General features: G+C 57.4%; 10 protein-coding genes and 2 pseudogenes. 3 read left to right on the plus strand and 9 right to left on the minus strand.

Features of this window, described 5'->3' with window-relative positions; all coding sequences use genetic code 11:
- Positions 1-84 precede the first annotated feature (84 nt).
- From ACQ4OB_RS12510 to ACQ4OB_RS12520, 3 genes are all read right to left on the minus strand, one after another.
- Positions 85-999 carry a glutamate/aspartate ABC transporter substrate-binding protein gene (locus ACQ4OB_RS12510; RefSeq protein ID WP_074874022.1) on the minus strand — a complete coding sequence of 305 codons (915 nt, stop codon included), beginning with the start codon at positions 997-999 and terminating at the stop codon, positions 85-87.
- Between the two features lie 327 nt (positions 1,000-1,326).
- Complete coding sequence (locus tag ACQ4OB_RS12515) at positions 1,327-1,737, minus strand: DUF4440 domain-containing protein (protein WP_430955768.1); 411 nt, start codon at positions 1,735-1,737, stop codon at positions 1,327-1,329.
- On the minus strand, positions 1,718-3,085 hold the full coding sequence (locus ACQ4OB_RS12520; protein ID WP_430955769.1) for an MFS transporter: 1,368 nt from the start codon (positions 3,083-3,085) through the stop codon (positions 1,718-1,720). Before ACQ4OB_RS12520 ends, ACQ4OB_RS12515 begins: the two co-directional genes overlap by 20 nt.
- Positions 3,086-3,190: 105 nt before the next feature.
- Here ACQ4OB_RS12520 and ACQ4OB_RS12525 point away from each other — a divergent pair.
- Positions 3,191-4,078 (plus strand): annotated as a pseudogene (locus tag ACQ4OB_RS12525) (LysR family transcriptional regulator).
- A 65-nt stretch (positions 4,079-4,143) separates the two neighbouring features.
- Here ACQ4OB_RS12525 and glpD read toward each other — a convergent pair.
- The 4 genes from glpD to ACQ4OB_RS12545 form a co-directional block, all read right to left on the minus strand.
- Complete coding sequence (glpD, locus tag ACQ4OB_RS12530; RefSeq protein ID WP_430955770.1) at positions 4,144-5,682, minus strand: glycerol-3-phosphate dehydrogenase; 1,539 nt, start codon at positions 5,680-5,682, stop codon at positions 4,144-4,146.
- A 311-nt stretch (positions 5,683-5,993) separates the two neighbouring features.
- On the minus strand, positions 5,994-6,749 hold the full coding sequence (locus ACQ4OB_RS12535) for a DeoR/GlpR family transcriptional regulator (protein WP_027922833.1): 756 nt from the start codon (positions 6,747-6,749) through the stop codon (positions 5,994-5,996).
- A gap of 96 nt (positions 6,750-6,845) precedes the next feature.
- Complete coding sequence (gene glpK / locus ACQ4OB_RS12540; protein ID WP_430955771.1) at positions 6,846-8,351, minus strand: glycerol kinase GlpK; 1,506 nt, start codon at positions 8,349-8,351, stop codon at positions 6,846-6,848.
- Positions 8,352-8,426: 75 nt separating this feature from the next.
- Positions 8,427-9,278 (minus strand): MIP/aquaporin family protein, encoded by an 852-nt coding sequence (locus tag ACQ4OB_RS12545; RefSeq protein ID WP_074874028.1) that lies wholly within the window; start codon positions 9,276-9,278, stop codon positions 8,427-8,429.
- 370 nt (positions 9,279-9,648) lie between these two features.
- On the opposite strand from ACQ4OB_RS12545, the gene ybaK reads away from it, so the two are divergent.
- Positions 9,649-10,119: a Cys-tRNA(Pro) deacylase gene (gene ybaK, locus ACQ4OB_RS12550; protein WP_007971306.1), complete on the plus strand. Its 471-nt coding sequence runs from the start codon at positions 9,649-9,651 to the stop codon at positions 10,117-10,119.
- A 55-nt stretch (positions 10,120-10,174) separates the two neighbouring features.
- Positions 10,175-10,357 (plus strand): annotated as a pseudogene (locus tag ACQ4OB_RS12555) (isomerase); the annotation flags it as partial.
- Between the two features lie 22 nt (positions 10,358-10,379).
- Here ACQ4OB_RS12555 and ACQ4OB_RS12560 read toward each other — a convergent pair.
- The gene (locus ACQ4OB_RS12560) at positions 10,380-11,489 is read right to left on the minus strand and encodes an ABC transporter ATP-binding protein (RefSeq protein WP_074874029.1); all 1,110 of its coding nucleotides are present in this window, start codon (positions 11,487-11,489) and stop codon (positions 10,380-10,382) included.
- On the minus strand, positions 11,486-12,406 hold the full coding sequence (argF, locus tag ACQ4OB_RS12565; RefSeq protein WP_074874030.1) for an ornithine carbamoyltransferase: 921 nt from the start codon (positions 12,404-12,406) through the stop codon (positions 11,486-11,488). Before argF ends, ACQ4OB_RS12560 begins: the two co-directional genes overlap by 4 nt.
- Positions 12,407-12,791: the final 385 nt, after the last annotated feature.

Consider the following 12,791-nt stretch of genomic DNA (forward strand, 5'->3'; position numbering starts at 1 on the left):
TCGAGTGTTTCCAAAAATGCCAGCAGGGAGTGACTATCCCCCGAAAGGGCAGAGGCCCTCTCAGGAGATAAGGTTAGTCAGAAATCAGGATTTCTTTTCGTCAGCCGCTTTGTCGGTCGGATTGGCGATCAGGGCCTTGAGCTCGTCGCTCATCGGGAACATCAGGTTCAGGTTTTTTGGCGGGATTGGCTGCATGAACCATTTTTCGTAGATCTTGTTGATCTCGCCGGACTTGTAGGTCGCGATGATTGCGTCATCCACGGCTTTCTTGAACGGTGCGTCGCCCTTGCGGACCATGCAACCGTAGATTTCGTAGGACTGTGCAGTACCGGTCACGGACCAGTCGGTTGGCTTCTTGGCCTTGGCCATTTCACCGGCCAGCAAGGCGTCATCCATCATGAAAGCCACGGCACGGCCGCTTTCCAGCATGTTGAACGACTCGCCGTGGTCTTTGGCGGAGATGACGTTCATGCCCATTTGCTTGTCGGCGTTCATCGACTTGAGGATGCGCTCGGACGTGGTGCCAGCGGTGGTCACGACGTTCTTGCCTTTCAGGTCCGGGAAGTCTTTGTAAGGCGAGTCTTTCTTGGCCAGCAGCTTGGTGCCGATTTCGAAGATGCCGACCGAGAAGTCAACTTGCTGCTGACGTTCGACGTTGTTGGTGGTGGAACCGCACTCGACGTCCACGGTGCCGTTCTGCACCAGCGGGATACGGGTTTGCGAAGTCACCAGGTTGTATTTGACCTGGAGGTTGGGCATGTCCAGGTCTTTTTTGATGGCTTCCACGATTTTCAGCTGGATATCGTGGGAGTAGCCAACCGGTTTGCCGGAAGCGTCCGCGATGTAGGAAAACGGAATGGAAGCGTCACGATGCCCGAGGGTGATAACGCCGGACTCTTTGATCTTCTTCAGGGTGCCGGTGAGTTCGGCGGCGAAAACTGGAGTGCTGATCAGAGCGGCAGCAATGGCTGCGCCCAGGAGATGGGGAACGATGCGCATCAAATTTTCCTCGACATTGTTTTTATATGGAGCCAGTTCATCGGCCCTTTTTTGTGCTTCGAATGCTTGCCGGCTCCTGAAGGGGTGGCGCAGCGGTCATTCGTCCAAGAGTGTAGAGCATGACTCGTGCCAGGCCAGGTCTAATAGATCAACCTATTGATTTATAAGGGGATTAAATATTTGTGGCGAGGGTTTTGATGGTGGGGGAATCCGGTTAACCGAATCGACCGACGGGTCGCGTTCGGAAAACCGAATGGTGTTTGGGGCTGCTAACGTTCTTTCGGCCAGATCATAGAAGAGCCAGTGATCGTACCGCTCATATGACAATCAGCTTTCCTGGCTTAACGGTGTTTCATGCAGGTAGATCCATTGGGCGTTGTGGTGATGCATGCCAATGATCGCCACCGAAACCCGTGAGCTTTCGTGCTGGCCGAGGCGATGGGTTTCCTTGTAGCGGATCGCCACACTGTTGCCTTCCTGCCAGACCGTCTGCAGGTCGCTGATGACGATCTCCAGGCCTGGCTTGGCGCCGACTGCACCTTTGAACATCTGTTCGGCCGTCGCCCGGCTGACAATGGCGGCCGAGGTGGTGACCAGGGTGAAGTGCTCGGCGAATGCCGACATCAGCGGTTCAAGCGCGGCCTGCCCCTTGCCGTTTGCGTCGGTGAACAGGGTATGGATCAGCTCGTGCACGTGATGAATGCTGTGGTGCGCCTGTTCAACTATTTTGTTGTGCATGACAGTCCTTTTGAGTGTTCAACTGACTCAGTCGAAAGAGTGGAAACAGGCCCACCAGCGCGGCGATAGCAAAGGTCACGTGGTAGGCCTGGGTGGTATCGAAATGCTTCAGGAGCAGGTTGAAAATCATCAGGAAGAGGGCGGCGCCGATGCTGAACGACATCTGTCGGTTGATGTTCCAGATGACACTGGCCTTGTGGGTATCATTACCCTCGAAGTCCATCAGCGACGTGGTTTGTGCTGTGTTGGCACCGATGCCGCCGCCGATCCCCATCAAGCTGTAGGCGATGACAATCGCCAGAAAATCCTTGGGGTCGTTCACCAGTAACAGGGTGGCAATGCCGGCACTGTGCAAGAACATGCCAAGGGCAAACAGCCGCTTCGCGCCCATCCGGTTGTAGACCCGACCACAGATCAACATCGCGATGAACGCGCCGATGGCGTACAGGATCATGAACATTCCTGTCAGTCGGGCGCTGAAGTGCAGGGTGTTTTGCAGGAAAAAGATGCTCATCAAGTTGACCCCCGTGAACACACCGGGAATCGCGTAATAGATAAAGATGGAGGTGCTGAGTTTTTTGCTTTTGAGCAGGCTCAGTTCAATGATCGGGTTTTTGCAGGTGCGGTAGTGCAGCCCGTACAGCACGACGAAAGCAACGCCGGCCATGACGAAGAGCGCGGCTACCCATGCCGGAGCGTCGCCGCCGTATAACGACATACCCATCAGCAGGCTGCCGAGCGCCGCGCTGACCAGTAGCAAGCCCTTGATGTCGGGCCTGGGCAAACTCGTCGGGCGTGCTTCGTTGATCCAGAACCAGGACAGCAATGCCGCGATCAGCGAAAACGGGATGTTGCTGTAGAACACCCAGCGCCAGGAACTGCTGTCGACGATGACACCGCCGATGGTCGGTGAAATCGCGGGCGCTATCAGGGCAACGGCCATGACCAATGTGGATATTTTCGCCCGCTGCTCGCCCTTGAACAGGTTGAACGTCAGCGCCTGGCCGACTGGAATCAACAAGCCGCCGCCTATTCCCTGGACGAAGCGCCAGATCACCAGCTCATGGAAGCTGTTGGCCAGACCACACATCCACACCGAGGCGGTGAACACGATCATCGAGGCAGTGAGGAGTTCCCGGCTGCCAAAACGACCGGCCAGCCAGGTGCTGACCGGGATGATCAGTGTCAGCCCCAGAATATAAGCGTTAGCCACCCAGGCAACATCTGAAGTACTAACGTGCAGCGCCGCCGATATACTCGGTAATGCGACCGCTGACATAAAGATGTTAATGCAGTCTATAAAAAAGCCGATCAGAAATATCAGTGCAACTTTGTAGCGATAGGTCATGTTGTTTCCCCTTTGCCACAAAGCATAGGGGCGGTGGACTTGAACTGTCGATACGACTATCCTTGAAACAATGTTTGACGGGATTTAACAGTGAGCCTTATTGCTATGCACACTCATCTTAATCGGGTCCAGACATTCCTGGCCGTGGTCGATTTTGGTTCTTACACCAAGGCGGCCAATTACCTGAGCATCAGCAAGGCCATGGCCAGTCTGCATGTCAAGGCCCTGGAGGACGTGCTGTCAGCGACGTTGTTGATTCGCAATACTCGAAATATATCCCTCACCGAAATCGGCCAGGACTTTTATGAAGAGTTCAAAGGTATTGTCGCGGACATCGATAACGCCTTCGATAATGTATTAAAAGGGCATGATCGGGTGTCCGGAAAGTTGCGCTTCAGTTCCACCAGTGAATACGGCGAGGCCTATATTCTTCCGTTGATACCGAAATTCATAGAACGCTATCCGGAAATCAAACTCTGTTATAACTTCAACTCGTCACTCAATGATCTGGTGGCGGAAAAGTTAGACCTGGTTATCCGTTTAGGCAACTTGGCGGACTCGGCTTTCAAGAGCCGTAAACTGGCGGATTATGAAATTGTGCTGGTGGCGACCGAGACGTTTCTTGCTCGTCACCCGGTGCGCAATCCTCAGGACCTGAATTCGGTGCCGTGGATCGCCAACAGCAACCTGCAGGCACCGACCCAGTGGTCGTTGCGCCATCCGCAATTGGGGGCTGTCGAGATCAATGGGATCAATCAGTTTGAATCCAATTCTTCCACGGCTATCCGCTCCATGACGTTGTCATCGCTAGGCGTCTCGGTGCTGCCCGCCTAGGTGGTCAAGGACGACATCGCCAGTGAGCGGCTGATTCGGTTGTTGCCCGACTATTCGCTGCCCTCTCAGTCAGTCAACGTGGTGTTCCCCAACAGCCCGCATTTGCCCCACAAATCGAGGGCGTTCATTGATTTCCTGTTGCTGCATCTAGCGCAGTAAGCACACGTACAAAAAAAGCCCCTGAATCGTGAGATTCAGGGGCTTTCGTTTAAGCGGATCAGGGATCAGGCCGCTTCGATCTTGCTGCGGTTCTGCTCGACCTTGCTCATATAATCCGCCAGTTTCTGCTGTTCCTCCGGCGTGGTGAACAAGCCCAGCTTGCTGCGGCGCCACAGGATGTCGTGCGCGGTGGTCGCCCATTCTTCGCTGCACAGGTAATCGACTTCACGGGTGTAGAGCCCGCCGCCGATGTGTTCGCCCATATCGCCGAGGTTTTGCACGCCTTCGAGCATGCGCCAGGTGCGGCTACCGTAGGTGGTGGCCCAGCGGCGGGCGATTTCGGTCGGCACCCAGTCGAACTTGTCACGGATCAAGGCGCACAAGGCTTGCGGGGTGGTCATGTCTTCGCCGCCCGGCAAGGTAGCGCTGGCGGTCCAGCTCGGCTTGATGTCCTTGAAGTACGGGGCCAGTTGCGCCAGCGCCGACTCGGCCAGTTTGCGGTAGGTGGTCAGCTTGCCGCCGAACACCGACAACAGCGGCGCTTCTTCGCCGGTACCCGACAGTGCCAGGGTGTAGTCGCGGGTGACGGCCGACGGGTTATCGGATTCGTCGTTACACAGCGGGCGAACGCCGGAATAGCTGTGCAGGATGTCGTCGCGGCTGATGCGTTTCTTGAAATGAGAGTTGACCACTTTCAACAGGTAATCGGTTTCGCCTTCGGTGATCGCCACTGCAGCCGGATCGCCGGTGTATTCGCGGTCGGTGGTGCCGATGAGGGTGAAGTGGTTCAGGTACGGAATGGTGAACACGATGCGCTGGTCTTCGTTTTGCAGAATGTGCGCGTGTTCGCCTTCGTACAGTTTCGGCACGATCAGGTGGCTGCCCTGAATCAGGCGGATGCCGTACGGCGATTCCATCTTCAGGTCGTCACGAATGAACTTGGCGACCCAAGGGCCGGCGGCGTTTACCAGTGCCTTGGCGCGGATCGAGAACAGACTGCCATCGGCGCGTTCCAGATGCAGGTGCCACATGCCCTTGGTGCGACGGGCGCTGACGCAGCGAGTCTGGGTGTGAACGTGGGCGCCTTTTTCGCGGGCGGCCATGGCGTTCAGCACCACCAGACGAGCATCGTCGACCCAGCAATCGGAGTATTCGAAGCCTTTGGTGATTTCGCTTTTCAGCGGGCTTTCCGGGCCGAACTTCAGGCTTTTCGAACCTTCGAGTTTTTCCCGTTTGCCGAGGTGGTCATAAAGGAACAGACCGGCGCGGATCATCCAGGCCGGACGCAGGTGCGGACGGTGCGGCAGCACGAAGCGCATCTGCTTGACGATGTGCGGGGCCTTGGCCAGCAGCACTTCGCGTTCGGCCAGGGCTTCGCGCACCAGGCGGAATTCGTAATGTTCGAGGTAACGCAGGCCACCGTGGATCAGCTTGCTGCTGGCTGAGGAGGTGTGGCTGGCCAGGTCGTCCTTTTCGCATAGAAACACCGAAAGACCGCGACCGGCGGCATCCGCTGCGATCCCCACGCCATTGATCCCGCCACCGATGACGGCGATATCGTAGATCTCAGCGAGAGGGGGCGTAGGCAAGGTAGAAGTGGGCATCGGCTAGCCTCGGGCTTTTATGATTTTCGGTATTGGAATTCGAACATTAATGTTCATTTGCGAAAATGGTAGCCCATAAAGTCGCCCACAGCCAGTTAACTTCGATTGAAAATACTGATCGAAGGGCCGTGAAAGGAAAATTTTCGAACATTTAGAGGTGGTTTTGTGGCGAGGGGGCTTGCCCCCGTTCGACTGCGCAGCAGTCGCAGAGCGGGTTGCGATGTTTAACTGAGGGTTTGGCTGTGAATGGTTTTGGGGCCGCTTCGCGGCCCAACGGGGGCAAGCCCCCTCGCCACAAGGGACCGATGTGCTTACACGACTTCTAGCCGAATCTTGTGCTGACTCAACAACTGCGCCAACGCCGGCACAGGTTGCTGATCGGTCACCAGGCAATCGATCAAGCTGATCGGCCCCAGGCGAATCATGGCGTTGCGCCCGAATTTGCTGGAGTCAGCCGCCAGTATCACCTTCCGGGCATTGGCGATGATCGCCTGGGACACCCGAACTTCCTGATAGTCGAAGTCCAGCAGGCTGCCGTCTTCATCGATACCGCTGATGCCGACCAGGGCGAAATCAACCTTGAACTGGTTAATGAAGTCGACACTGGCCTGACCGACCACGCCACCGTCGCGCCGCACGTTGCCGCCGGTCAGCAGGACATCGAAGTCGTCCTTGGCGCTGAGCATTGATGCCACATGCAGGTTGTTGGTGATGATTTTCAGGTGATTGTGATTGAGCAACGCCCGGGCGATGGATTCGGTGGTGGTGCCGATGTTGATGAACAGCGAGGCGTGATCCGGGATTTGAGCCGCAATGGCTTCGCCGATACGCTGCTTTTCATCGCGCATTTGATCGGCACGCATGGCGTAGGCGGTGTTTTCGACGCTGGAATCGTAGGCTGCACCGCCGTGGTAGCGACGTAACAAGTTAGCTTCCGCGAGCTGATTGATATCGCGGCGGATGGTTTGCGGTGTAACGACGAACAGCGTAGCCATTTCCTCGATGCTGACGTACCCGCGTTCGCGGACCAGTTCGAGGATTTGCTGCTGACGGGGAGGCAGATTCATGGGGCTTCCTTTGGGCTGCCGTGCAAAAATTTGCCCATGATGCCGCAGGAATCCGCTCCCTGCCAGTTACATACAGATACGAGTACTCACCTCGGCTTATTCAGCGCCTTCATGCGGTTCCCAGTCGCGGGTGCGGCTGACGGCTTTTTTCCAGCCGGCGTAGAGTTTTTCCTTCGCGGCTTCCTCCAGGGTCGGTTCGAATTCGCGCTCGATCACTGCCTTGCCGCGCAACTCGTCCAGGCTGCCCCAGAAGCCACACGCCAGACCGGCCAGGTAAGCTGCACCGAGTGCGGTGGTTTCGCGCATTTGCGGACGCTCGACCTGAGTACCGAGGATGTCGGCCTGGAACTGCATCAGGAAGTTGTTCGCGACTGCGCCGCCGTCGACGCGCAGGGATTTCAAGCGTTCGCCGGAGTCCTGTTGCATGGCGTCGAGAACGTCGCGGGTCTGGTAGGCAATCGACTCCAAGGCTGCCCGAATGATGTGATCCACGCGTACGCCGCGAGTCAGGCCGAACAATGCGCCGCGGGCATACGGATCCCAGTACGGAGCGCCCAGACCGGTGAAGGCGGGCACCAGGTACACGCCGTTGCTGTCCTTGACCTTGTTGGCGAAGTATTCGGTGTCGTGGGCGTCGTTGATGATTTTCAGTTCATCACGCAGCCATTGAACAGTGGAACCACCGTTGAACACGGCACCTTCCAGCGCGTAAGCCACTTCGCCGCGCGGGCCGCAAGCGATGGTGGTCAACATGCCGTGCTTGGATTTCACTGCTTTTTCGCCGGTGTTCATCAGCAGGAAGCAGCCGGTGCCGTAGGTGTTTTTCGCCTGGCCTGGCTCGACGCACATCTGACCGAACAGGGCTGCTTGCTGGTCACCCGCGATGCCACCGATGGCGATGCCGCTTTTGGTATGGCCATAGATTTCGGACGAGGATTTAACTTCCGGCAGCATCTCGCGCGGAATATCCAGCACTTCCAGCATCTTCGCGTCCCACTCAAGCGTGTGGATGTTGAAGAGCATGGTGCGCGAGGCGTTGGTGTAGTCGGTGACGTGCACCTTGCCGCCGGTAAATTTCCAGATCAGCCAGCTGTCGATGGTGCCGAACAACAGTTCGCCTTTGCGCGCGCGTTCGCGGCTGCCTTCGACGTTGTCGAGGATCCACTTGAGCTTGGTGCCGGAGAAGTACGGGTCGGTGACCAGGCCGGTGGTTTCGCTGATGTATTGCTCGTGACCGTCGCGCTTGAGCTGCTGGCAGATCTCGGTGCTGCGGCGGCACTGCCAGACGATCGCGTTGTAGATCGGCCGCCCGGTGGTCTTGTCCCAGACCACGGTGGTTTCGCGCTGGTTGGTGATGCCGATGGCGGCAACCTGGTCGTGATGCAGACCGGCTTGTGCCAGGGCCTCGACCATCACCGCGCTTTGGGTGGCGAAGATTTCCATCGGGTCGTGTTCAACCCAGCCGGCTTGCGGGTAATGCTGTGCGAATTCGCGCTGGGCGGTGCAGACCACATTCGCGTCGCGGTCGAAAATGATCGCGCGGGAGCTGGTCGTACCCTGATCGAGGGCAATGATGTAGTTCTTATTCTGAATGTCGGTCATGTCGATTGCCTTGGACGAAAAAAGGGAGTGAGGTCCGGCGCGTGATCTGATGGGCAGGATCACACGCCAACGGTATCAAGAAGTTCTTGGTTTGCCGTCAATGGCCGGTGCTGCGTCCTTTGTAGCAGGCAGGGCGCTGGGCAGATGGCGGGCAATCAACCCGCGATATGCTGCAGCACCGAGGCAGGCACCGACAATCGGTGCAAAAATCGGAATCAGGAAATACGGGATATCGCGCCCGCCGGTGAAGGAAATTTCACCCCAGCCAGCGAAGAAAGTCATCAGTTTAGGACCGAAGTCGCGCGCCGGGTTCATCGCAAAACCGGTCAGCGGCCCCATCGAACTGCCAATTACGGCAATCAGCAGGCCGATCAGCAGCGGAGCGAGCGGACCCTTTGGCAAGCCATTGTTGTCGTCGGTCAGGGACATGATCACGCCCATCAGGATGGCAGTGATGATCACTTCGACGAGGAAGGCTTGAGCCGTGGACAAGACCGGGTTGGGGAAGGTGGAAAACACCGACGCCAATTCGAGGCTGGCCTGAGTACCACGAACCATATGGTGTGTTTGTTCGTAATCGAAGAATAAATTGCTGTACAGCGTGTAAACCAACAACGCTCCACAGAAGGCGCCTGCGATCTGGGCGAGGATATAAAAAGGCAGTTTGCGCTTTTCGAAGTCAGCGAAAATGCTCAGGGCAATGCTGACGGCAGGATTGAGATGAGCCCCGGAAACGCCGGCGGTCAGGTAGATCGCCATACTCACGCCGACCCCCCAGATGATGCTGATTTCCCAAAGGCCAAAGCTGGCACCCGCGACCTTGAGCGCGGCAACACAACCTGTACCAAAAAATATCAGCAGCGCAGTGCCCAGGAATTCGGCCATGCATTGGCTTGAGAGCGACGGTTGTTGTAAAGCAGTTGTCATTGAAAACCTCATTTTTGTTGTTGTCTGGCGCTTTTGCATCATGGTCAAAGCGCGATTTTCACCGAGGCAGGATCCCCATCCTGTTCTCGGCCTACTGCTGGGTGCTGCGATAGGAACATTCGTACAGTATTCAGATTCGAAAAAATATAGACAAGAAACGCTGCTGTCAAAGGTCGAAAGTGAACCATCGGTCACAATCGAACTATTAGTCACATGAATGACCGCATCGTTCACGCGGCTGGCCGAAGGTGGACGAACGGCATGCGACACGGCCGAGCCTTTGAAATAGCGCCGCAATAGAGCGTTTTGTTGATCAATGGCCTAGAATCCAGCGCAGTATTTTTCTACTGCCGCCCAGTCTGGAGCTGTCATGACCCCCGCATTGGATTTGTTGAAAAAAGTTCGTGCCGAACATCGCGTGCACAGTTACGAACATGATCCGAAGGCCGCGTCCTACGGTCTGGAGGCCGCGGAGAAGCTGGGGCTGGATCCGGCGCAGGTGTTCAAGACCTTGCTGGCGGCCAGCGAGAAAGGTGAATTGTTGGTGGCTGTGGTGCCGGTCGTCGGAAGTCTGGACTTAAAGGGCCTTGCGCATGCGGCCGGGGTGAAAAAAGTCGAAATGGCCGATCCCGCAGCTGCGCAACGATCCACCGGTTACCTGTTGGGCGGCATCAGTCCGTTGGGACAGAAAAAGCGCTTGCGCACCTTTATCGATAATTCGGCGCAGCCCTTCGCCAGCATTTTTGTCAGCGCGGGGCGACGTGGCCTGGAAGTCGAATTGGCGCCCGCGGTGCTGGCCGAACATACCCAGGCAAAGTTCGCTGATATCGGTCGCGCCTGACGCGAGCTTCGTCGCAAGTGGGCGGGATGTCGAACGCGCGCCAGGTGTGGAATGGGTGACCGGTTCAACCCATTGCAGCCTGATCCCGTGCTGGTCGAAACGTTTGGGCAAGTCGAGCCTGACGGCTTGTCAGTGCTCGGCTCAAGGCGGGGAGTTGTTCTGCCGACTGGAAGGGGATCGGGTGAAAATCGGCGGGAATGCGACGCTCGTTGCGAGCGGAACGCTGATGCTGGGTTGATGCTCCTACAGAGGCGGGAGTGTCAGTGGGCGCCGCTGTAGCGCCGAACGCCGGATTCGACGAGCGGAATCTGCGCCGCGATGCTGCCGGTGGCCTGGAACAGCACCAGATGTTCAGCTGCGACACGAATGCCAACCTCTGAACCCACCTGATGATCGGCATGGCTCGGGAAAATCGATTCCAGTTGCGCGCCGGTCGGCAATTGCAAGCGATACAAAGTGGACGCACCCTGGAAAGACTTGCCGACAATCAGCGCCTTCAGCGTGCTGTCCGGTGCATAAACGATGTCGTCCGGACGCAGCAAGACATCCACCGCACCGCCCACCGGCCAGGTGTAGGCACGATTACCGCGTAACTCACCCAGTTCGGTCTGCACCGACTCGGGGCTGCTCAACTGACCGCGAATGAAATAGCCCTGACCGATGAAGCTGGCGACAAACGGCGTCAGCGGTTCGTGATACAGGTTGTAGGGCGTATCCCACTGCTCCAGGCGACCTTCCTTGAAAACCCCCACATGATCACTCACCGCGAAGGCTTCTTCCTGGTCATGCGTTACCAGAATTGCGCTGGTGCCACGGGCCTTGAGAATATCGCGCACCTCATGGCTGAGCTTGCGTCGCAGCTCGCCATCAAGGTTGGAAAAGGGTTCGTCGAGCAGCAGCAATTGTGGTTCCGGTGCCAGGGCGCGGGCCAGTGCGACGCGCTGTTGTTGACCACCGGACAACTCATGCGGGAAGCGCTTGCCGAGGTTTTTCAGGTTGACCAGTTCCAGCAACTCTTCGGTGACGCGATCCTTTTGCGGGTGCTTGCGGATCCCGAAGGCAATGTTCTCGGCGACGCTTAAATGCGGAAACAGTGCGTAATCCTGGAACACCATGCCGATCCGGCGCTTCTCCGGGGCGAGGGTGAAACCGGCGCGGGAGATTGTCTCGCCCGCCAGCTGGATTTCACCTTCGTGCACCGGTTCGAAACCGGCAATCGCCCGCAGCGTGGTGGTTTTGCCGCAACCCGAAGAGCCCAGCAGGCAACCGATGTCGCCGGCATTCAAATGCAGGTTGAGGTTTTGTACGACGCGCTGGTCTTGATAACCGCAGGCGAGGTTACGCAGGTTCAGCAGTAATGGATGGCTCATGCGTGGTGATACGCCGGTTCGACGAGAAACTCGAGCAAGGCCTTTTGTGCGTGAAGACGGTTTTCGGCTTGATCCCATGCGACGGAGCGCGGGTCATCGAGCAGGTCGACGCTGATCTCTTCGCCACGGTGGGCCGGCAGGCAGTGCATGAACAGCACGTCCGGTGCGGCCAGGTCGAGCAGGGCGCGGTTGACCTGGAACGGCGCGAACAGCTTCAGGCGCTTGGCGGTTTCCTCTTCCTGGCCCATGGAGGTCCAGACGTCGGTGCTGACCAGGTGGGCGCCACGTACGGCATCCTTCGGATCGCGGACGATGGTGACACGATCGCCGGCTTTGGCCACGAACTCCGGGTTGGGTTCAAAGCCTTCCGGGCAAGCGATGCGCAACTGGAAGTCGAACTGGATCGCCGCTTCTATATAGCTGTTGCACATGTTGTTGCCGTCGCCGATCCAGGCCACGGTTTTGCCCTGGATCGAACCGCGGTGTTCGAGGAACGTCTGCATGTCGGCGAGCAACTGGCACGGGTGCAGATCATCGGACAGGCCGTTGATCACGGGCACGCGGGAGTTGGCGGCGAATTCGGTCAGGGTGCTGTGGGCAAAGGTACGGATCATCACGGCGTCGAGCATGCTCGACATGACGATCGCGCAGTCGCCGATCGGCTCGCCACGGCCCAGTTGGGTGTCGCGCGGCGACAGGAAGATCGCCTGGCCACCGAGCTGGATCATTCCGGCTTCGAACGAAATACGGGTGCGGGTCGAGGACTTCTCGAAAATCATCCCGAGCACGCGGTTTTTCAGAGGCTCGAACAGTACGCCGCGGTTACGCAGGTCTTTGAGCTCAACGCCTCGACGGATCACGCTGACCAGCTCTTCGGGCGTGCAATCCATCAGGGAGAGAAAGTGCCTTGCGCTCATCATTGACTACCTTTTTGCAACAGACCGCAGATACTCAAAGCCTTGTTTAACTGAAAAACGGGCGAGACCTGCGGCGTAAGCCGCACGGGGCGACGAAATAGGGGAAGGCGCGATCTTATAATTAAATGTCGCGTCTTACCAATAGGGCTACGGTTTTTAGGGGATTTCAGAGGGGCTACGGGATGACCGCAGTAGCGCTTTTGAAGCCTGTTTCCTGACAGCAGCCCGTCATTTGTACACTGGGGTCACGGGGCTTTGCAATCAAACGGGGCGGGGACGGCATAGCAACGGTCGGTTTCTGACCTGTCATTCGAAACATTTGCACTCAGGATTGAGGGATGTGTCTGGTCTGAAACATTTGCTAAAGCAAAGTGGCGGGTTATAA

The sequence above is a fragment of the Pseudomonas sp. ES4 genome (assembly GCF_050586665.1).
Taxonomy (GTDB): Bacteria; Pseudomonadota; Gammaproteobacteria; order Pseudomonadales; family Pseudomonadaceae; genus Aquipseudomonas; species Aquipseudomonas frederiksbergensis.